Below are 21,386 nucleotides of genomic sequence, written 5' to 3'. Positions count from 1 at the left end.
CCGGAGCGCGACCTAGGCGAAAGCGTGAGACCCGGGACTGCGACAACAGTTCCGGGCCTCGATTCGCCTTCCGAGTGGAAAGCCAAGGGATGCGTAAACCATCCCGAGTCCAACGCTCGGAACCGATGGTAGCCGAGCCCGCTCGGCGACGCATCCCTCGGCCGAAGCTCCTCGTGTCAGCCGGCGACGACACCAGGAGGTCAGCGATGTCGCACGACACCGATGATCGGTCCGGGCGTCGGGTGCCCTGGCTGGGGATCGCGAGCTTGCTCGTGACCGTGGTCAGGCTCCTGATCGACCTGTCCCGCAAGGACTGAGGACCCGGGTGTCCCGCACCACAGCCGGTGGTGCGGGACACCTGTCCATCGCGTCAGGACAGGATGCGCGCGAGGAACGCGTTCCGGAACCGCCCCGTGGGGTCGAGGTCACGGGCGAGTGCGGCGAAGTCGGACAGCCGCGGGTACGCCTCGTGCAGCCGCTCGGCGCCGGCTGCTGAGACCTTGCCCCAGTGCGGCCGCGGGTCGAACGGCTCGAGGACGTCCTCGATCCGGGCCACTGCCGCGGCCACGGCGGCGGCGTCCCGGCGGAACGTGAAGTGCAGGCCGACCGACTGTCGTCCGGACGACGGCGCGAGCCACGCGGTGTCGGCCGCGATGGTGCGGACCTCGGCGGCGATGAGGATCGGGGCGAACAGCGACGCCAGCGGTCGGAGCGCCTCGAGCGCCGCCACCGCCGAGGCAGCGGGGATCAGGTACTCCGCCTGGATCTCGGCCCCGGTCGACGGGGTGAACGAGGACCGGAAGTGCGGCAGCCGCTCGGACCACGGCCCCGGCACGCCGCCCTGCTCGGTGACCCCGGCGGGGTCGTTCTCACCCGGGTGCACCGGACCCGAGGCCGCACGGGCGCCGAGGGCCACGAGGTCGACGGTCGGTGCGGCCTCGTCGACGCGGTGCTTGGCCCAGACCTGCCGGGCACCGCGGTCGTCGAACGAGGTGAACATCGACACCGAGTACGCGTCGGACATCACCTGGTCGAACTGCGCTGCGACGGCGTCCCACGGCAGGTCGAGGTGCACCGTCGTGGCGATCTGGAACGTCGGCTCGATCGCGAGCTCCACCGCGGTGACGACACCGAGCGCGCCGATCCCGACCCGGTGGGCGTCGAGCAGCCCGTCCGGCGACGAGGCATCGACGTGGGCGATCTCACCGGAGGCGCGGACGACGTCGAGGCCGACCACCGCCTGCGCGAGCGACGGGTTCCGCACACCGGAGCCGTGCGTCCCCGTGGCGACGGCCCCGGCCGTGGAGATGTGCGGCAGGGACGCGAGGTTCCCGAGTGCCCAGCCACGGGCCTCCAGACCGGCCGCGACCTGGCTGTGCGTCATGCCGGCCGCGACCCGCACGACGCGACGCGACGTGTCGATGTCGAGCACGGGCGGCAGGTCCGACAACGAGACCTGGACGGCATCGGTGTCGGCGATGGTGTTGAACGAGTGTCGCGAGCCGAGCGCCGTCAGGCGCGGCGTCGAGGCGACGAGCTGCTGGAGCTCGTCCACCGACGTCGGCCGGGCCAGCGCCGAGGCGCGGTAGGTGACGTTGCCCGCCCAGTTGGTGCGGGTGCGCTCGGCCGCGATCACGTCGTCCATCGTGGGTCCTGACTCCTCTAGAAGCCGCGGTCGAGACGGTGCCACGTCTGCTGGAGACGCAGCTCGTCGCGGAACCCGCGTGCGGTGGTGTGCTCGTCGATGACCAGGAACTCGGTGCCGACCATGGTCGCGAAGTCCTCGACGACCTGCAGGCCGACCGCCGTCGTCATGACGGTGTGGTGGGCGGCGCCGGCGGTGAGCCAGGCCTCGGCGGCGACGGGGAACGACGGCCGGGGCTCCCAGACCGCGCGGCCCACGGGCAGCTTCGGCAGGGCCTCGGTCGGGGGCACGACGTCGACGACGTTCGCCGTGAGGCGGAAGCCGTCACGGGTGTCGGACAGCGCGACGACGACGGCCTCCCCGGAGTCGGCGGTGAAGACCAGGCGGACCGGGTCGTCCTTGCCACCGATGCCGAGCGGGTGGATCTCGAGCGTCGGCTTCGTGGTGGTGAGCGTCGGCGAGACCTCGAGCATGTGCGCCCCGAGGATCTTCTCGGCGCCCGGGGTGAGGTCGTAGGTGTAGTCCTCCATCAGGGAGGCACCACCGGGCAGGCCGGCGCCGGCGACGTTCATCGCGCGGACCAGGACCGCCGTCTTCCAGTCACCCTCGGCACCGAAGCCGTAGCCGTCGGCCATCAGGCGCTGCACCGCCAGGCCCGGCAGCTGCTTGAGCGAGCCGAGGTCCTCGAAGTTGGTGGTGAACGCGGCGCTGCCGTTCTGCGCGAGCAGGGTGCGGAGGCCGATCTCGATGGCGGCACCGTCGCGGAGCGCGGCGTGCCGTTCGCCGCCGGCGCTGCGCAGGGACGGGTCCACGTCGTAGTCGCGCTCGTAGGTCGCCACGAGCGCGTCGACCGCTGCCGTGTCCGCTGCTGCGGCGTCCACCGCTGCCGCGAGCTCGTTGACGGCCCACGTGTTGACCTGCACGCCGAGCTCGATCTCGGCCTCGGTCTTGTCGCCTTCGGTGACGGCGACGTAGCGCATGTTGTCGCCGAAGCGGGTGAGCTTCAGCTCACGGACGGCCGCGGCGCCGGCGGCGGCACGGGTCCAGTTCGCGACGCGCTGCTGGACGCGGGGGTCCGAGACGTGGCCGACGGCCGTCGCGTGCCGGACGCCCAGGCGAGCGAGGGCGTAGCCGAACTCACGGTCGCCGTGCGCGGCCTGGTTGAGGTTCATGAAGTCGAAGTCGATGTCCGCCCAGGGCAGCGTGACGTTCGCCTGCGTGTGCAGGTGCAGCAGCGGCTTGGTCAGCGCCTGCAGGCCGCCGATCCACATCTTGGCCGGGCTGAACGTGTGCATCCACGTGGTGACGCCGATGACCTTGTCGTCGGCGCTCGCCTCGATGAGCGCCCGGCGGATGCCGTCGGCGTCCTTGAGCACGGGCTTCCAGACCAGCTTCACCGGCAGGTGCCCGGCGAGCTCCGCGTGGACCGCCTTGCTCTGCTCCTCGACCTGGCGCAGGGTCTCCTCGCCGTACAGCCCCTGGGAGCCGGTGAGGAACCAGACCTCGTAGCTGTCGAGCGTGGCCTGGGGGTCGACGTGCGTCGGGGTGTCCTGCGTCATCGCATGGCTCCTTCGGGGTTCTGTCCGTAGACGTTCTGGTAGCGATCGAAGAGTCGATCGATGTCTGCTTCGGGGATCGGGACGACCTCGCCGCCCTGCTTCGCGATGTGGACGGTCCGCGCGACGTCCTCGCACATCACGGCCGCCTTGACGGCGTCCTTCGCGTCCTTGCCGATCGTGAAGACGCCGTGGTTCTGCATCAGGACCGCGCGGCTGCGGTGGCCGCTCAGCGTGTCGACGATGCCGTGGCCGATCGAGTCGTCGCCGATGATCGCGAACGGGCCGACCGGGATGGGGCCGCCGAACTCGTCCGCCATCGCCGTGATCACGCACGGGATCGCCTCGGCGCGCGCGGCCCATGCGGTCGCGTACGTCGAGTGGGTGTGCACGACACCGCCGACCTCGGGCATGTTCCGGTACACGTAGGCGTGCGCGGCGGTGTCGCTGGAGGGGCCGTGCTCGTTGCCCCAGCCCTCGGCCGGCACGCCGTCGAGGGTGCAGACGACCTGGTTCTCGGGCGTCAGGTCGTCGCTCGACACCCCGCTCGGCTTGATGACGAACAGGTCCGTGCCGGGCACGCGCTCGGAGACGTTGCCGCCGGTCCAGATCACGAGGCCGTAGCGGACGAGTTCGCCGTGCAGGCGCGCGACGCGCTCCCGCGTCGTCGCCACCGCCTGGCGTGTGGTCTCGTCGATCGCGTCCGTCATCGGGTCACTTCCTCTGTCTGGAGGCGCGGGTCGGCGCCGTCGGTCTCTTCGGTCGGTCCTGTGGTCGCGCTGGGGCGGGTCGCCGCCGCGGCGACGTCCTGCACGGGCAGTGCGGCCCGGTAGCGCTCCAGGTACGTCTGGAACCCGGCGACGTCGGCCGGCTCGGGTTCGGCCACGTGCACGGCGTCCCCGCCGAACACGGTGTCGGACAGGTAGTCGGCGAGCTGCTGGTCGGTGTGCTCGAGGTAGGCGGCCAACACCGCGATCCCCCACGCGCCGCCTTCGCCCGCGGTCTCCTCGAGCGCGATCGGCACCCGCAGGGCCGCTGCGAGCAGACGCTGCGGGCTGCCGGGCGTGCGGAAGAGCCCGCCGTGCGCGGTCATCCGGTCCACCTGCACCTGTTCGCCGTGCAGCACGTCCATGCCGATGGCCAGGGTCGCGAAGGCGCCGTGCACCTCGGAGCGCACCAGGTTGCCGAGCGTGAAGCGAGCGCCGGGGGTGCGGAGCAGCAGGGGCCGGCCGTCCTCGACGTGGGTGACGGGTTCGCCGGCCAGGTAGTTGAAGGAGAGGAGCCCGCCGGCATCCGGGTCGGTGTCGTCGGCGACGGCCTCGGCGAGCAGGGTGGCGTAGACGTCGTCGATGCCGATCGGCGTCGCGCCGGTCCGCTCGCTCGAGGCCTCGGCGAAGCGTCCGAACACCCGGGCCCAGCTCGCGATCTCGCTCGCGCCGTTGTTGCAGTGCACCATCGCCACGGCGTCGCCGGCCGGGGTGGTGACGACGTCGAGTTCCTCGTGCGCGGTGGTCAGGGGCTGCTCGAGCACGACCATCGCGAAGATGCTCGTGCCGACGCTGACGTTGCCGGTGCGCGGTGCGACGGCGTTCGTCGCGACCATGCCGGTGCCGGCGTCGCCCTCGGGCGGGCAGAGCGGTGCGCCGGGTTCGAGCGTGCTGGTCGGGTCGAGCCAGGCCGCACCCTCGGGGGTCAGCTCACCGGCTTCGGCACCGGCGACGAGGACTTCGGGCAGCAGGGACCGCAGGTCCGGCACGCCGATCAGGTCCTGCGCGGTGGCGAGCATGGCGTGGTCGAAGTCCTTCGCGCCCGGGTCGCCGGGGCCGCTGTCGACGGGGCCGCCCTCGATCGGGAACATGCCGCTCGCGTCGCCGACGCCCAGGACATTCCGGCCGGTCAGGCGACGGTGCACGTAGCCGGCCAGGGTCGTGACGCCGGCGATCTCGGCCACGTGCGGCTCGTCGTCGAGGACCGCCTGGTACAGGTGCGCGATCGACCACCGCAGGGGGATGTTGAACCCGAGGGCCTCGCTGAGCCGTTCGGCCGCGGGGCCGGTCGAGGTGTTGCGCCAGGTGCGGAACGGCACGAGCAGCTCGCCCGCGGCGTCGAACGCCAGGTAGCCGTGCATCATCGCGCTCACGCCGACCGCCCGGTAGGTGGTCGGGGTGACGCCGTACTGCGCCTCGACGTCGGCCACCAGGGCGGCGTACGCGGCGCGGAGTCCAGTCTCGACGGCCTCGAGCGAGTAGGTCCAGCGACCGTCGACGTACTCGTTCTCCCACTCGTGGGAACCGGCCGCGATGGGCACGAGGTCCTCGTCCACCAGGCAGGCCTTGATGCGGGTGGAACCGAGTTCGATCCCGAGTGTGGTGCGGCCGTCCACGATCCGCTGTCGGCGGTCGTCACCCATGTGTTCCTCCAGAACCTCGTCGTCCTCAGTGAGCGCTCACATCCTGGCACGTGAGCGCTCACTCGTGCAACGCCGCGGCGCGCCGCCGGTCCGCCCGTCCCGCCAGCGGTCGAAACACCCCGCTCAGTTCCCCCGAACGGTCACGAACCGTCGTCCGGCGTGCCCGTAGCCGACGGCTCCTGACCACTCGACGCCCCACGCGCGACGGGTCGTGACCGCGCGACGAACGAGGCCGGCGACGACGTGCGACCACCGCAGCCCCACCCCCGCGCAAGTCCCGACCACTCGCCGCCCCACACCCGCGCACGTCCCGACCACCCGCCGCCCCGCACCCGCGCAAGTCCCGACCACCGGACGGCCCACACCCGCGAGCGCCGATCCTCCGAACCCGCGACACCCCGAACGGCGGTGCTCGGAACGGTCACGACACCCCGCTGCCCCCCTCCGCGCGGTCACGAACTGTCGACCGGAGGCGCGCAGAGCGACAGTTCGTGACCACTCGACCACGGCGGGCGGGGTGTCGTGACCGCCCGGACCCACCCCACACCCGCGAGCGCCGATCCTCCGAACCCGCGACACCCCGAACGGCGGCGCTCGGGACGGTCACGACACCCCGCTACCTCCCCACCGCGCGGTCACGAACTGTCGGCTGGAGGTGCGTCGAGCGACGAGTCGTGACCGCTCGACCACGGCAGACGGGGTGTTGTGACAGCTCGACCACGAGCACCAGCACCAGCACCAGCGCCGCCGAGATCGCACGACACGCCGCGACCCGTCCGCCGAAGTCGCACGAACTGGCGCCGGACGGCAGGACACGCGGCAGTTCGCGCGACCTCGCGAGCCCCGAGCCCCGAGCCCGAGCCCCGAACGCGCCCTACGTGCCGACGGTGCTCTCGCGGATGACGAGCGACGGGGTCACAGCCGCCGACGACGCCGTCCCGCCGTCGATCAGGGCGAGGAGCGCCTGCCCCGCGACGCGTCCGAGCTCCTCGAGCCGCAGGTCCACGGTGGTCAGCGGCGGCCTGGAGGCGAGCGCCATCACGTCCCAGTCGTCGAACCCCGTGACCGCGACGTCTCCGGGCACCGAACGCCCGAGCTCCCGCAGCCGGTCACACACGCCCCGGGCGATCTGGTCGCTGCCGCAGACGATCGCGTCGACGTCGGGCGACTCCCGCGCGAGCACGTCCACGGCCTGCCGTCCCCAGCGCTCCGACCACTCGCCGTACAGCGGGTCGGTGACCAGGTGCGGCCCGAGCACCGACGAGGCGCCGGCGACCCGTCGCGCCGCGGACCGGTGTCGCGCCGGCCCGGTCACGATCGCGACCCGCTGTCGCCCGAGCGAGCGCACGTGCGAGGCAACGAGTGCCGACCCGGCGGCGTCGTCGAGGGTGACCGACACGTCGGCGTCGTCGGTCGAGGGCGTGAAGGCGTAGACGACCGGGATCGACACGTCGATCGGGGGTCGGGCGTCGGCGGAGCGGCCGGTCACGATGATGCCGTCGACGCCTCGGGCCGCCAGGGAGCGCAGGTAGTGGGCCTCGCGGACGTGGTCGTCGCGGGTGTCGCACAGCAGCACGGCCATCCGCCCGGCGGACAGGGCGTCCTCGGCACCGAGCAGCACCGGGATCGAGAACCGTCCGAACGAGTCGGTGGTGATCATGCCGACGGTGTAGGTCCGCCCCGACGACAGCGCACGGGCCCGGGCATCGCCGACGAACCCGAGCTTCTCGGCGGCTTCCTTCACCCGCAGCCGGGTGGCGTCCCGCAGTTGCCCGGTGCCGTTCAGCGCCTTCGACGCGGTGCCGATCGACACCCCGGCGAGCGCCGCCACGTCGGTGATCCGGATCGGCTGTCCGGTGCGTTCGAGCGTCACGGCAACCACCTTTCCGACGATCAGGGCGTGCCGATGACCTTACACAAAACCGCCGGAATGCTCTTGCGCGGCGTGCGCCCCGTGTCGTAGCGTCCACCGCAGAAACCGTTTTCCGGATGGCCAGTTCCATCCGCACGGTGCCAGTCACATCGCAAGGAGGCGACATGACCACCACGCTCGCGACCGATCGCGGCGCGCACACCGCGACCCCGGTCCTCCCGACCGCCGACGCACGCCTGACGCTCCGGCCCCTGCCGACCGGCGACGCCCGGATCACCGGCGGCTTCTGGGCGCTCCGCCAGGAGCGCAACGGCCGCGACGCCGTCCGCAGCGGCTACCAGCAGCTCGAGACGGCCGGCAACTTCCGCAACCTCCGCATCGCCGCGGGACTCGAGGAGGGCGAGGCCGTCGGCCCGATCTTCATGGACTCCGACGTGACGAAGTGGCTCGAGGCCGTTGCGTGGGAGTACGGCCGCGCGACCGCCGAGGACCTGCTCGACCTGCAGCGCGAGGTCACCGCCCTGTACGCCCGGGCACAGGCCGACGACGGGTACCTGGACTCCGTGCAGCAGGTGCGCGGGAAGGGCGAGCGGTACACGGACCTCAAGTGGAGCCACGAGATGTACTGCGCCGGGCACCTGTACCAGGCGGCCGTGGCCCAGCACCGTGCGACCGGCGACACCGGGCTCCTCGAGGTCGCGATCAAGAACGCCGACCACCTGGTCCGCACGTTCGGCGACGGCACCGCACCGGACGGTACGCCGAAGACGCGCGACGTCGACGGCCACCCCGTCGTCGAGATGGGCCTGGTCGAGCTGTACCGCGAGACCGGCAACCGCGCCTACCTCGACCTGGCGCACTGGTTCGTCGACGCCCGCGGGCACGGCATCATCGAGCGCGCCGGCGGCGAGCCGACGTACTTCTCCGACCGGGTGCCGAGCCGGCAGGCCACGACGGTCGAGGGCCACGCCGTGCGCGCCGTGTACCTGGCTGCGGGTGCCGTGGACGTCGCGATCGAGACCGGGGACACCGAGCTCCTCGCCGCGAGCGAGACGCAGTTCGCGGACATGATGGCGACGAAGGCCTTCATCACCGGCGGCCTCGGGGCACGCTGGGACTGGGAGGCGTTCGGCGACCCGTACGAGCTGCCGACCGACCGCGGCTACGCCGAGACCTGCGCGGCCATCGGCGGGGTGCAGTGGGCCTGGCGGCTGCTGCTCGCCACCGGCAAGCCCGTGTACGCCGACGCGATCGAGCGTCTGCTGTACAACGCGTTCCTCGCCGGGGTGAGCCTGGCCGGCACCGAGTACTTCTACGTGAACCCGCTGCAGCAGCGCGACCACGCCCACCAGGACGAGAACCGCTCCCCCGCCCACGGGCGCCGCGGCTGGTTCGACTGCGCCTGCTGCCCGCCGAACATCATGCGCACCTTCGCGAGCCTCGACGGCTACCTGGCGACCGCGACCGACGGCGGGCTGCAGGTCCACCAGTACGCCACCGCCGACCTCGGTCCGGTGCGGGTCGAGACCGACTACCCGCACGACGGCCGGGTCCGTGTGACGGTCACCGAGGACGGCCCGCTCGCCCTGGGCCTGCGGATCCCGGCCTGGTCGGACACCACGACGGTCACGGGTCCGGACGGGTCCGCGAACCCTGCGGCCGGGACGCTGCACGTCGTCGACCGCGAGTGGTCGGCGGGCGACACCGTCGAGCTCGTCTTCGACACGACGCCGCACCGCTACGTCGCCGACGCCCGCATCGACGCCGCCCGCGGGCAGGTCGCGATCGAGCGCGGCCCGCTCGTGTACGCGGTCGAGCAGGCGGACCAGCAGGGCTTCACGGTCGACGACCTGACGGTCGACGCGGACGCGCCGATCACCGAGGAGCGCCGCGACGACCTGCTCGACGGCGTCGTCACGCTGCGGATCCCGGGGCACGCGCCGGCCGAGCACGTGCAGCCGGCCTGGCCGTACCAGCGGCTGGACGCGACCCGGTCTGGAGGATCGGATCACGCAGGAAACGCGACCAGCGTCGACGACGTGGCCGGTCCGCAGGGCGCCACCACGGGCCTCCAGGCCGGTCGCGACGTCACGGCGATCGCCGTCCCGTACTACGCGTGGGCCAACCGGGGAGCCGCGCCGATGCGCGTCTGGCTCCCGCTGGCACGGTGACCGGCGTGGACCGCCGTGCGTTCCTCGTCGGCGGCGTCGCCGGCGGGGCAGCCCTCGCCCTGGCCGGGTGCTCCGGCACCCTGCCGAAGGTCGTCGCGAAGCCCGCGAGCTTCGGGAAGAACGCGACCGGCACCGTGCAGGTGTGGTGCCGGTCGGCGACCCAGGCCGGCCTGACGTCGGCCGTCGCCGGGTTCAACAAGGCGAACCCGGCGCTGCAGGTCCAGCTGACGCCCGTGCCGGACGCACAATACGTGACGAAGCTCGCGACCGCGATCCGCGGGGGTGAGCCGCCGGACGTCGTCGACATCGACGACATCAACTCGCAGCTGTTCATCTTCCGCGAGGCGTTCGCCGACCTGACCGACGTGGTCAAGAGCCTGGACTACTTCGACGCGATCTCGCCGGGGCACCTGCGCCTGCTCGAGTACCGCGACCGGTACTACGGCCTGCCCTACCTGGCCGACAACTCGCAGCTGTTCGTGAACACCGAGCTGTTCGAACGTGCGGGCCTCGACGTCGAGGAGTCGACGAAGGACCTGTCCACGCTCCTCGACGCGGCGAAGGCCATCCGGAAGCTCGACGACGACGTGTACGGCTGGTCGATCTCCGGCAACGCCGCCGGCATCATCGGCTTCGTCACGCAGCCGCACGTCTGGGCGACCGGGGTCGACATGATGACCGGCGAGGTGGGCTCCCAGCGGGCGAACATCACCGGCAACGAGGCCCTCGAACGCATGCTCGAGTTCTACCGCCAGCTGTGGAAGGACGGCGTGCTGTCGAAGGCGACGTACTCCGACGCCGGCACCACGTGGGGTGCCGACTTCCGGGCCGGCAAGGTGGGGATCTTCCCGACCTCGTACGGGGCGACCGTGCCCGCGGCCACCAAGGCGATGCGGGCGAAGATGCAGACCGTGCTCATCCCGTCGTGGGACGGCCAGCGGTCGTTCTTCGACGGCGGCGACAACATGTGCATCCCGAACGGGGCGGCGAACCCGTCTGGTGGGTGGGCATTCATGCAGTACGCGAACGGCCTCCAGCAGCAGCAGGCGCTGCCGGACGGCGGGTACTTCCCGACGCGGTCCGACGCCGCCACCCCGGAGTACCGCAAGCGGTTCCCGCTGGCGTACGGGCCGCTCGACGCCATCGAGAAGGGCTACGCACCGCAGACGCTGGCGTACAACCTGCTCAACAACCAGCCGTCGTCGCCGTACTTCGCGATGTTCCGCGAGGCCGTGTTCGGGTCGGGGAGCGCTGCCGCCATGCGGACGGCGCAGTCCGACTACCAGCGGATCCTCGACCAGGTGCAGGCCTGAGCAGGCCTGCCTGTCTTCTCCGCTCGTCCCGCTCGTCTCGCTCTTGTTGATGCACAGAGAGGTGCACGCATGTCGACCATCTCCACCCGGCGCCCCGCCGGCCGGACCGGCCCGGGCCGTCCCACCGTGGGCCGCGGCCCGGGGCGCGGCGGCTCCGTCCGGACCCGCAACTCGCTCACCCACCCGCCGCGCACCGGCGCCGTCCTCGTGGCCCCGGCGATCCTGTTCGTCGCCGTCTTCGTGCTCGTCCCGCTCGTGTTCGCGCTCTACATCTCGTTCACGAACTGGCCCCTGATCGGCCCGTACCGGTTCATCGGGCTGCAGAACTACCTGACGCTGTTCCAGGACCCGACGTTCGTGCACGCGATCGGCTACACGCTGCTGTACACGGCGATCGTGACCCTGCCGATCCTGGCGCTCGGGTACTTCCTCGCCGTGCTCGTCCGCGCACGACGCCGTGGCAGCACGGTCCTGCGGACGGTGTTCTTCCTGCCGTACGTGGTCGGGCTGACGACGCTCTCGTTCATGCTCGTGCTCGAGGCGCAGCCGAACTCCGGGGCCGTCAACATGGTGCTCCGCTGGCTCGGGATCACCGACGGCAGCACCGCGTGGCTCGTGAACGGCCCGCTGGCGACGCTGCTCATCTGCGTGCTCGTGGTCTGGGCGGTGTCCGGGCTGACCATGGTGCTGCTCATGTCGGCGATGCAGGGCGTCCCCGACGAGGTCTACGAGTCGGCGCAGCTCGAGGGGGCGTCCTGGTGGCAGACCGAACGCCTGATCACGTTCCCGATGATCCGCTCGACCGTCGCGCTGAGCGTCATCATCTCGGTGATCGGGTCGCTGCTGGCGTTCAACCAGTTCTACATCCTGACCCAGGGCGGGCCGGGCACCGAGACCACGACGATCGTCAACGCGATCTACAACCGCGGGTTCGTGAACCTGCAGCTCGGGGCGGCGACCGCCCAGTCGATCGCCCTCGTCGTGGTGATCGCCGCCGTGACGGTGTTCCAGTTCTGGGCACTGCGAGAGAAGGACTGACGCCATGAGCACCACGACCTCCCGTGCGGCCCTCGCGGCGCCGGACCTGTCCACCAGGACCCTGACCACCACGGGCGACGGCCGACGTCGGCGCCACCAGCAGGGCAGCGTCCAGCACCCGCGCGACACCACCGTCAAGCGCACCCTGTACGCGATCGCCGGCATCGGTTCGGCGCTCGTCTTCGGCGTCCCGCTCATCTGGTCGATCCTGCGGGCGTTCCAGTCCGAGGCCGTCATCACGCAGGCCCCCGACCCGGCGACGTTCTTCCAGCTCGGGTGGCAGAACTTCGCCGCCGTGTTCGCCTCGTCGTCGCACCTGCTCACCGGCGTCGTGAACTCGCTCATCGTGTCGATCGCCACGGCGGTGCTGACCGCGGTGATCGCGACGATGGCCGGCTACGGCTTCGCCCGCTTCCGGTTCCGGGGCGCCGGCCTCGTGTTCGGTCTGGTGCTGCTGACGATGATGGTGCCGTTCCAGGCCATCCTCACGCCGCTGTACCTCGAGATGAACGCCATGGGGCTGACGAACTCGCTGCTCGGACTCGTGCTGTTCTACACGACCGTGAACCTACCGTTCGGGGTGTTCGTGATGCGGAACGCGTTCGAGTCGATCCCCACCGAGCTCGAGGACTCGGCCTTCGTCGACGGGGCCTCGCGCTTCCGGGTCGTCGTGTCGGTGCTCCGCCCGCTGCTCCTGCCCGGGGCGGCGACCGCGGCGCTCTACGCGTTCCTGGCGTCGTGGACGGAGTTCCTCGGAGCCCTGACGTTCCTGACGAAGGACTCGCTGTACACGCTGCCGGTCGCGCTGCTCAACCTGCAGACCGGGGCGTACGGGCAGGTGTCGTACGGCAACCTCGTCGCCGGGTCGGTGGTGGCGATGATCCCATGCATCGCGCTGTACGTCGGGTTGCAACGGTTCTACGTCGCCGGGCTGTCGTCCGGGGCGTTGAAGGGCTGACGGTCGGGTCAGCTCGCCGGCGGCGCCCCTCGCACCGTGCGAGGGGCGCCGTCTGCGTGGTGCGAGGTTGCGTACTCCGTGCGGGGCGCAGGGGCTCGCACCGAGTACGGAACCTCGCACCACGCCGAGCGCGCGGTGCCAGACCTCGCACGGTGCGAGGGAGCGCGCGGCACCGGGGCTCGCACCGTGCGAGGGGGCGCTACGTGCTGCGCCGCACCACCAGCTCGGGCGCGAGCAGGGTCTCGTCGCGGGGCTCCCCCTCGACCAGGGCCCGCACGGTGTCGAGCACCCGCTCCCCCATCGCCCGGAAGTCCTGCCGCACGGTGGTCAGCGGCGGCGTGAAGTGCGCGGCCTCGGGGACGTCGTCGAACCCCACGACCGCGATGTCGTCGGGAACCCGCAGCCCCTCGTCCGCGAAGGCGTGCAGCACCCCGAGCGCCATCTGGTCGTTGCCCGCGAAGACGGCGTCGACCGTCCCCACGTCGATGTGCCGGGCGGCCGCGAAGCCGCTCGCCGGGGTCCAGTCGCCCTCGAGCACGACCGGTTCCAGCCCGGCGTCCTGCATGATCCGCACGTATGTCGCGCGGCGCACCTCGGACTCCTGCGACACGTGCGGCCCGGCGATGTGCACGATCCGGCGGTGTCCGCGGTCGAACAGGTGCTGCATGACGAGCGAGGTGCCGGCCGCCTGGTCGATGGCGACGGCGGCGACGCTCGGCGCGACCGGGGTCCGGACGGCGTCTCGTTGCACCGCGTTCGACACCACGACGGGCACCGTGACCGGCACGGTGAGCGATGCGAGGGCGTCGAGCACCCGGTTGTCGGCGGCGACGAGCACGATCGCGGCGACGTCCTGCGCGAGCAGCGTGGTGAGCGCCCCGGACAGGTCGGACGGCCGCGGTTCCTCGGGCAGTGTCGACAGCAGCACGTGGTACCCGGCGGAGCGGGCGGCTCGTTCGAAGCCGATCGATGTGCTCGACGGACCGTACAGCGCGTCGCCGGCGGTGATGATGCCGAGCGCCTTGCTCCGCCCACCGGCGAGCGCCCGGGCGGCGGCGCGGGGCCGGTACCCGAGCTCGGTGACGGCGTCGGTGACCTGCGTCCGGAACTGCTCGCGGACGGTCGGATCGCCGTTGATCACGCGGGAGACGGTCTGGTGGGACACGCCGGCGCGTTCGGCGACGTCGAAGATCGTCGGGGCCTTCCGGCGCTTGCCGCCCCTGCCCTCGGGGGCGGTCGTGGTGCTCACGCGCCAACCGTACCGCTCGGTCCGGTCGCCGCGGCAAGATCACGAAACGGCGGTGTTGAGTTGACACCCCGTCACGGAACCCACAAGATGTGAGCGCTCACACGAGCGCATCCCACGGGGCACAGCAGCCCCGGCACCCGACCGCGTCGAGGACGACGCGAAGGAACAGAGGTACTTCGATGATGAAGCGCAGGATCATCGCGGGCGTCGCAGCCGTCGGCATCGCGATCTCGCTGGCCGCTTGCTCGGCCGGCGGCCGTGCGTCCACCGATGGTGGCGGCAGCGGCGACAACAAGGGCGCCCTCGTCGGCGTCGCCATGCCCACCAAGGTCTCCGAGCGGTGGATCAAGGACGGCAACGCCGTCAAGAGCGACCTCGAGAAGGCCGGCTACAAGGTCGACCTCGAGTACGGCGACAACAAGGTCCAGCAGCAGGCCCAGCAGGTCAGCAACATGATCACCAAGGGCGCGAAGGTCCTGATCATCGCGTCGATCGACGGTGGCGCGCTCTCCGACCAGCTCGACGCCGCCGCCAAGGCCGGCATCAAGGTGATCTCGTACGACCGCCTGCTCACGGGCAACAAGAACGTCGACTACTACGTGTCCTTCGACAACGAGAAGGTCGGCGTCGACCAGGCGAACAGCCTGCTCACCGGCCTGGGTGTGCTCGACGCGGACGGCAAGAAGACCGGCGAGAAGGGCCCCTTCAACATCGAGGTCTTCGCCGGCTCGCTCGACGACAACAACGCCGGGTTCTTCTTCAACGGCGCCATGAAGACGCTCAAGCCGTACCTCGAGGACGGCACGCTGAAGATCCAGTCCGGCCAGGACCAGCTGTCCCAGGCCGCGACGCAGCAGTGGGACCCGGCCACGGCCAAGGCCCGCATGCAGAACCTGATCGCGAAGTCCTACTCGGGCGGCACCACGCTCGACGGCGTGCTCTCGCCGTACGACGGCATCTCGATCGGCATCATCTCGGCGCTCCAGGGCGCCGGGTACGGCACGAGCGACCGTCCGCTCCCGACGGTCACGGGCCAGGACGCCGAGGCAGCCTCGGTCAAGTCGATCATCGCCGGCCAGCAGTACTCGACGATCTACAAGGACACGCGCAAGCTCGCCAAGCAGTCCGTCACCATGGCCGAGGACCTGCTCACCGGCAAGAAGCCCGAGGTCAACGACACGAAGAGCTACGACAACAAGGTCAAGGTCGTCCCGACCTTCCTGTTCCAGCCGACGGTCGTCACGAAGGACAACTACAAGGAAGTCCTCGTGGACTCCGGGTACTACACCGAAGCCGACCTGAAGTAGTCAGGCCCATCTCACGGACCGGAGGCGCGGTGCCAGCCCGCACCGCGCCTCCAGTCCGTCTCCACCAGCGCGCGCACGCGCGCACGACGGAAAGGCGTCCACATGGCGGACACCATCCTCGAGATGCGGGACATCACCAAGACGTTCCCCGGCGTCAAGGCCCTGCAGGGTGTCTCGATCGAGGTCGAGCGCGGCCAGGTCCACGCGATCTGCGGCGAGAACGGCGCGGGCAAGTCGACGCTCATGAAGGTGCTGTCGGGTGTCTACCCGGCCGGCTCCTTCGACGGCGAGATCCTGCTCGACGGCGAACCCGTGCGGTTCGCGAACATCAACGACTCCGAGGCTGCGGGCGTCGTCATCATCCACCAGGAGCTGGCGCTCAGCCCCTTCCTGTCGATCGCCGAGAACATCTTCCTCGGCAACGAGCAGTCCAAGGGCGGCTTCATCGACTGGAACAAGACGAACCTGACGGCCGCCGAGCTGCTCAAGCGCGTCGGGCTGAAGGACAACCCCGTCACCAAGGTCGTCGACCTCGGTGTCGGCAAGCAGCAGCTCGTCGAGATCGCGAAGGCGCTCTCGAAGGAGGTGAAGCTCCTCATCCTCGACGAGCCCACCGCCGCGCTGAACGACGACGACTCCGCGCACCTGCTCGAGCTCATCCGCTCGCTGCAGGCCGAGGGCATGACGGCGATCATCATCAGCCACAAGCTCAACGAGATCAAGGCGATCGCGGACAAGGTCACGATCATCCGCGACGGCAAGACCATCGAGACGCTCGACATGCGGGCCGACGACGTGTCCGAGGACCGGATCATCCGCGGGATGGTCGGCCGTGACCTGTCGAACCGGTACCCCGAGCGCGAGAACCCCGTCATCGGTGAGGAACTGCTGCGGATCGAGGACTGGACCGTCCACCACCAGCTCGACTCGTCGCGCGAGATCATCCACCAGGCCAACCTCAACGTCCGTGCCGGCGAGGTCGTCGGCATCGCCGGGCTCATGGGCGCCGGCCGCACGGAGCTCGCGATGAGCGTCTTCGGCCAGTCCTACGGCACCGGCATCAGCGGCACCGTCTACAAGCGCGGCACCCCGATCAAGACGCACACCGTCTCGCAGGCCATCGACAACGGCATCGCCTACGTCACCGAGGACCGCAAGCGGTACGGCCTGAACCTGATCGACGACATCAAGCGGAACATCTCCGGGTCGGCCCTCGGCAAGCTCGCCAACTGGGGGTTCGTGAACTCCTCGGAGGAGACCACCGTCGCGACCCAGTTCCTCAAGAGCCTCAACATCAAAGCGCCGAACGTCGACGTCGTGACGGGGAAGCTCTCCGGCGGGAACCAGCAGAAGGTCGTCCTGTCGAAGTGGATGTACGCCGACCCCGACGTGCTCATCCTCGACGAGCCGACCCGTGGCATCGACGTCGGCGCGAAGTACGAGATCTACACGATCATCAACCAGCTCGCCGACCAGGGGAAGGCGGTCATCGTGATCTCCTCCGAGCTCCCCGAACTGCTCGGCATCTGCGACCGCATCTACACCCTCTCCGAGGGCACCATCACGGCCGACGTCCCGCGCGCCGAGGCGACGCCCGAGGTCCTCATGCAGTACATGACCCAGGAACGGGAGACCCCTGTCAATGAACGCGCTTAAGTCCGCCGTCGGCTACCTCACCGGGCAGCTCCGACAGATCGGCCTGTTCATCGCGCTGATCGTCATCGTCATCTTCTTCCAGGTGACCACGAACGGCATCACGCTGGCCCCGATCAACGTCTCGAACCTGATCGTCCAGAACAGCTACATCCTCATCCTGGCCATCGGCATGGTCATGGTCATCATCGCCGGACACATCGACCTGTCGGTCGGGTCGGTGGTCGCCTTCACCGGTGCCATGGCCGGCGTGATGATCACGCAGTGGAACATCCCGTGGCCGATCGCGGTCGTACTCTGCCTGGTGGTCGGTGCACTCGTCGGCGCCTGGCAGGGCTTCTGGATCGCCTACTTCGGGATCCCGGCGTTCATCGTGACGCTGGCGGGCATGCTCGCGTTCCGCGGCGCGGCCCAGATCGTCCTGCAGAACCAGCAGATCTCGCCGTTCCCCGCCGGCTTCCGCTCGCTCGGCTCCGGCTTCCTGCCGTCCTTCGGCACCACCGGGTACGAGCCGCTCACGATGATCCTCGGCTTCGCCGCCGCGGCCGTCATGGTGATCGCCGCGTTCCGCGGTCGCATCACGCGTCGCAAGTACCAGCTCGAGAGCGAGCCGTTCGCCTGGTTCATCGTGAAGACGGCCTTCGGCGCCGTGCTCGTGATCTACGTGGCGCTGCTGCTCGCCAGCTACAACGGCACCCCGATCGTGCTCGTCGTGCTCGGCGCCCTCGTGGTGATCTACTCGGTCGTCATGCGGAGCGCGGTGTTCGGCCGCCACATCTACGCGATCGGTGGCAACGCCCTCGCCGCGCAGCTGTCGGGTGTGAAGACGAAGCGCGTCACGTTCCTGCTCTTCGTCAACATGGGTGTCATCTCGGCCCTGGCGGGCGTGGTCTTCACCGGCCAGCTCAACCTGGCGGCACCGGGCGCGGGCAACGGCTTCGAGCTCGACGCCATCGCCGCCGTGTTCATCGGTGGCGCTGCCGTCACCGGTGGCATCGGCACCGTGCCGGGCGCCATCGTCGGTGGCCTGATCATCGGTCTGCTGAACAACGGCATGTCGATCCTCGGTGTCGGCACCGAGTTCCAGTCCCTGATCAAGGGCCTGGTGCTGCTCGCCGCCGTCGCGTTCGACGTGTTCAACAAGCGCCGGGCGGCATCCGCGCGCAAGTAGCGTTCGCGCGTTCGCGTGTTCGCGTGTTCGCTTGGTGAGCAGAAACGGTCGGGTCCTCGATGGGGACCCGACCGTTTCTGCTCACGAACGCGACAGGACGGCCCAACCCCCGGCCGGGAGGCGCAGGGTCCCGTCCCCGAGATCGGCCCCGCCCGCCTCGACCTGCGTCGCGTCGGCCACGGGCACCTCGACGGGGTCGTCCGACAGGTTCAGGGCGGTCACCACGGCGGCATCCGCCGTCGCGGTCCGCAGCACCACGGCGGTGTTGGTCAGGTGCACGACGTCGGTGTGCGCGCGGTGCAGCCACGGGTTCCGACGGCGCAGGGCGATGAGCGCCTCGTACGCGTGGGTCAGGTCCGTCGGCGCCGGCACCTCGGCTGGGAACTCCGGGCGGACCGCGTCGTCGCCGCCCTCGCGTTCCTCCTTCACCCCGGCCCAGCCGTACTCGTCACCGGCGTAGACCACCGGGGTCCCCGCCACCGTGAACAGCACCGCGGCGGCGTGCCCGGCGAACCGCTCCCCCACCGCGCTCGCGATCCGGGTGACGTCGTGGTTGCCGACGAACGTGGTCGGGGCGAAGGTCGCCAGCAGCGCGTCGTGCCGCTCGATCGCGTGTGCGAGCTCGTGGCCGTTGCGGTCCGCGATGCCGTGCCAGATCCCCTGCCACAGCTCGTACTGGGTCAGCGAGTCCATCGTCGAGTCGCGTGCGATCGCCGCCGCGTCGCCGTGGATCACCTCGCCGCTGAACCAGGCGTCCGGGAACCGCTCCCGCACCCGCGGCAGCACCCGCGCCCAGAACGCCGGCGGCACCGCGTACGCCGCGTCGAGCCGCCAACCGTCGACGCCGCGGGCCAGCCAGTGCGTCATCACCTCCACCACGAGGTCCTCGGTGGCACGGCTGTCGTGGTCGAGCGCGACGAGGATGTCGTGGCCCTCGAACAGTCCGACGGGCACGGACTGCCCCGGCTGCCACCCGGACCAGTCGATGGCGAACAGGTCGGCGGTGGGCGCCTCCGGGCCCTGGTCCGACAACGCACGGAACGCCGGGTGCTCACGGCCGACGTGGTTGAACACCCCGTCCAGCAGCACCCGCACGCCCCGCTCGTGCGCCGCGGCGACCAGGGCGTCGAAGTCGGCATCGTCGCCCAGGCGCGGGTCGATGCGGAAGTGGTCGACCGTGTCGTACCCGTGGGTCGAGCTCGCGAACACCGGGCCGAGCAACAGGCCGTTCAGACCGAGGTCGACGACGTGGTCGAGCCAGCCGATCAGGCGGTCGAGGCGGTGTTCGAGCGGACGCTCCCCCACCGGTGACGCGGGGCGGACCTCGGCGCCGACGAAGCCGAGCGGGTAGACGTGCCACCACATCACGTGCTGGACCCAGGCAGGCTCGGACGGACGGGCGGGGCCGGTGTCGGGGTTCACCGCTCCGATGCTGCCAGGCGCACCTGGACCATGTGCGTGGTCGCTGTGTACCGCCCTGCCTGTCAGGACGAGGATGGGGCCATGGGACGGGCGATCAGGACGGAAGCCGATGCGTCGGCATCGGAGTCGGCACACGCCGAACGGACCTGCGCCTCGTGCGGGCGACGGATGCCGTCCTCGGCGGCGCCGGAGGCGAAGTGGTGTTCCGCAGCCTGCCGCCGACACGGGCTGGACGACACCGACCGGGCCCTCGAGCAGCGCATCGACGAACTGCTCGCGGCACGGGCGCGGACCTCGAGCATCTGCCCGTCCGAGGTCGCACGCTCACTCGACCCGGACGACTGGCGACCCCTGATGGAGCCCGCACGTCGAGCCGCCCGCCGCATGGTCGCGCGCGGCGAGGTCGAGATCACCCAGGGCGGGTCCGTCGTCGACCCGTCGACCGCCAAGGGCCCGATCCGCATCCGCCGTCCGCGGTGAGGGAACACGTGTCGTCCAACGTCGGTTGCATCGAAGGATGACTGCAACCGGATCGACCGAACAGACCTCTGCCCGCCTCGAAGCCCTGGTCGTCGGAGCCAGTGGCATCACCGGTTCCGCCCTGGTGCGCCACCTGCTCGACCTGGGCTGGGACGTGACGGCGCTCTCCCGCCGACCGCTCGCCGAACAGGGCGTCCGGACCGTCGCGGCCGACCTGCGCGACCCCGAGAGCCTGGCGGCCGCACTCGCCGACGAGCACCCGACCCACGTCTTCTTCACCGCCTGGCAGCGGCAGGACACCGAGGCGGAGAACATCCGCGTGAACGGCGGCATGGTCCGCGACCTGCTCGCGGCACTGTCGCACGCTCCGCTCGAGCACGTCGCCCTGGTCACCGGCCTGAAGCACTACCTCGGCCCGTTCGAGGCGTACGCCGCCGGCGAGATGCCCGACACCCCCTTCCATGAGGAGGAACCGCGCCTCGACACCCCGAACTTCTACTACGCGCAGGAGGACGAGCTCTTCGCAGCCGCCGAACGCCAGGGGTTCACGTGGTCCGTGCACCGCTCGCACACCGTGATCGGGCACGCGGTCGGCAACGCCATGAACATGGGCCTCACACTCGCCGTGCAGGCCACGCTGGCGAAGGAACTCGACCTGGACTTCGTGTTCCCGGGCAGCGAGGCGCAGTGGAACGGCCTGACCGACATGACCGACGCCGGCATCCTCGCCGAGCACATGGTGTGGGCCTCGACGACACCCGAGGGTGCGGACGAGCCGTTCAACATCGTCAACGGTGACGTCTTCCGGTGGCGCTGGATGTGGCCGCGCCTGGCCGCGCACCTCGGTGTCGACCCCACGCTCGTCGTGGGCTACGAGGACGCTCCGCGACCGCTCGAGGAGCAGATGGCGCCGTACGAGTCCGAGTGGGCCGGCATCGCCGAGCGCCACGGTCTCGCCGAGGCCGACATCACCCGGCTCGCCTCGTGGTGGCACACCGACGCCGACCTCGGTCGTGCGATGGAGGTCGTCACCGACATGGGGAAGAGCCGCGACGCCGGGTTCACGGCGTTCCGCCGGACCGAGCAGGCCTTCGCGGACCTGTTCGCCCGGTACCGGGCCGACCGGCTCATTCCCTGATC

General features: G+C 70.7%; 16 protein-coding genes. 9 read left to right on the top strand and 7 right to left on the bottom strand.

Translation table 11 applies throughout. The annotated features are described in order from the left end of the window. Positions 1–370 precede the first annotated feature (370 nt). The 5 genes from QRN49_RS02540 to QRN49_RS02520 all read right to left on the bottom strand — a co-directional run bounded on the left by QRN49_RS02540 (position 371) and on the right by QRN49_RS02520 (position 7,484). Positions 371–1,645: an FAD-binding protein gene (locus QRN49_RS02540; RefSeq protein WP_284753845.1), complete on the bottom strand. Its 1,275-nt coding sequence runs from the start codon at positions 1,643–1,645 to the stop codon at positions 371–373. Between the two features lie 17 nt (positions 1,646–1,662). Next, positions 1,663–3,204: an L-arabinose isomerase gene (gene araA, locus QRN49_RS02535; protein ID WP_209081846.1), complete on the bottom strand. Its 1,542-nt coding sequence runs from the start codon at positions 3,202–3,204 to the stop codon at positions 1,663–1,665. Then, a complete protein-coding gene (locus QRN49_RS02530) occupies positions 3,201–3,911 on the bottom strand; it encodes an L-ribulose-5-phosphate 4-epimerase (protein WP_071247850.1) in 711 nt (236 codons plus the stop codon). Before QRN49_RS02530 ends, araA begins: the two co-directional genes overlap by 4 nt. After that, the gene (locus QRN49_RS02525; RefSeq protein ID WP_284753844.1) at positions 3,908–5,611 is read right to left on the bottom strand and encodes a xylulokinase; all 1,704 of its coding nucleotides are present in this window, start codon (positions 5,609–5,611) and stop codon (positions 3,908–3,910) included. Before QRN49_RS02525 ends, QRN49_RS02530 begins: the two co-directional genes overlap by 4 nt. Before the next feature lie 874 nt (positions 5,612–6,485). Then, complete coding sequence (locus tag QRN49_RS02520) at positions 6,486–7,484, bottom strand: LacI family DNA-binding transcriptional regulator (RefSeq protein WP_284753843.1); 999 nt, start codon at positions 7,482–7,484, stop codon at positions 6,486–6,488. A 164-nt stretch (positions 7,485–7,648) separates the two neighbouring features. Between QRN49_RS02520 and QRN49_RS02515 the strand changes: the two genes are divergently transcribed. The 4 genes from QRN49_RS02515 (at position 7,649) to QRN49_RS02500 (ending at position 12,964) form a co-directional block, all read left to right on the top strand. After that, on the top strand, positions 7,649–9,655 hold the full coding sequence (locus tag QRN49_RS02515; RefSeq protein WP_284753842.1) for a glycoside hydrolase family 127 protein: 2,007 nt from the start codon (positions 7,649–7,651) through the stop codon (positions 9,653–9,655). 5 nt (positions 9,656–9,660) lie between these two features. After that, entirely contained in the window at positions 9,661–10,968 is a 1,308-nt protein-coding gene (locus tag QRN49_RS02510; protein ID WP_231495696.1) for an ABC transporter substrate-binding protein, read from the top strand. A 69-nt stretch (positions 10,969–11,037) separates the two neighbouring features. Continuing rightward, positions 11,038–12,006 carry a carbohydrate ABC transporter permease gene (locus QRN49_RS02505; RefSeq protein ID WP_284753841.1) on the top strand — a complete coding sequence of 323 codons (969 nt, stop codon included), beginning with the start codon at positions 11,038–11,040 and terminating at the stop codon, positions 12,004–12,006. Between the two features lie 4 nt (positions 12,007–12,010). Further along, the gene (locus QRN49_RS02500) at positions 12,011–12,964 is read left to right on the top strand and encodes a carbohydrate ABC transporter permease (protein WP_027466164.1); all 954 of its coding nucleotides are present in this window, start codon (positions 12,011–12,013) and stop codon (positions 12,962–12,964) included. A 199-nt stretch (positions 12,965–13,163) separates the two neighbouring features. Here the strand turns inward: QRN49_RS02500 and QRN49_RS02495 are convergent, their stop codons facing one another. Further along, positions 13,164–14,213, bottom strand: a complete 1,050-nt coding sequence (locus QRN49_RS02495) for a LacI family DNA-binding transcriptional regulator (RefSeq protein WP_071404246.1) — start codon at positions 14,211–14,213, stop codon at positions 13,164–13,166. A gap of 179 nt (positions 14,214–14,392) precedes the next feature. Between QRN49_RS02495 and chvE the strand changes: the two genes are divergently transcribed. From chvE to mmsB, 3 genes are all read left to right on the top strand, one after another. Next, positions 14,393–15,520: a multiple monosaccharide ABC transporter substrate-binding protein gene (chvE, locus tag QRN49_RS02490; RefSeq protein ID WP_027466162.1), complete on the top strand. Its 1,128-nt coding sequence runs from the start codon at positions 14,393–14,395 to the stop codon at positions 15,518–15,520. Positions 15,521–15,622: 102 nt separating this feature from the next. Next, positions 15,623–17,176, top strand: coding sequence for a multiple monosaccharide ABC transporter ATP-binding protein (mmsA, locus tag QRN49_RS02485; RefSeq protein WP_027466161.1), 1,554 nt, complete (start codon positions 15,623–15,625; stop codon positions 17,174–17,176). Beyond that, positions 17,163–18,344, top strand: coding sequence for a multiple monosaccharide ABC transporter permease (gene mmsB, locus QRN49_RS02480; protein ID WP_027466160.1), 1,182 nt, complete (start codon positions 17,163–17,165; stop codon positions 18,342–18,344). The genes mmsA and mmsB overlap by 14 nt, the downstream gene beginning before the upstream one ends. A gap of 81 nt (positions 18,345–18,425) precedes the next feature. Here the strand turns inward: mmsB and QRN49_RS02475 are convergent, their stop codons facing one another. Then, positions 18,426–19,766 (bottom strand): alpha-amylase family glycosyl hydrolase, encoded by a 1,341-nt coding sequence (locus QRN49_RS02475; protein WP_284753840.1) that lies wholly within the window; start codon positions 19,764–19,766, stop codon positions 18,426–18,428. An 81-nt stretch (positions 19,767–19,847) separates the two neighbouring features. Between QRN49_RS02475 and QRN49_RS02470 the strand changes: the two genes are divergently transcribed. After that, positions 19,848–20,246, top strand: a complete 399-nt coding sequence (locus QRN49_RS02470) for a DUF3253 domain-containing protein (RefSeq protein ID WP_111023514.1) — start codon at positions 19,848–19,850, stop codon at positions 20,244–20,246. Positions 20,247–20,283: 37 nt separating this feature from the next. After that, positions 20,284–21,384 (top strand): SDR family oxidoreductase, encoded by a 1,101-nt coding sequence (locus QRN49_RS02465; protein ID WP_284753839.1) that lies wholly within the window; start codon positions 20,284–20,286, stop codon positions 21,382–21,384. Positions 21,385–21,386 lie beyond the last annotated feature (2 nt).

This window comes from Curtobacterium sp. ME-Dv--P-122a, from assembly GCF_030209645.1.
Taxonomy (GTDB): Bacteria; Actinomycetota; Actinomycetes; order Actinomycetales; family Microbacteriaceae; genus Curtobacterium; species Curtobacterium flaccumfaciens.
Note: the sequence above shows the minus strand (reverse complement) of the source record. Positions and strands in the feature narration are given on the sequence as shown.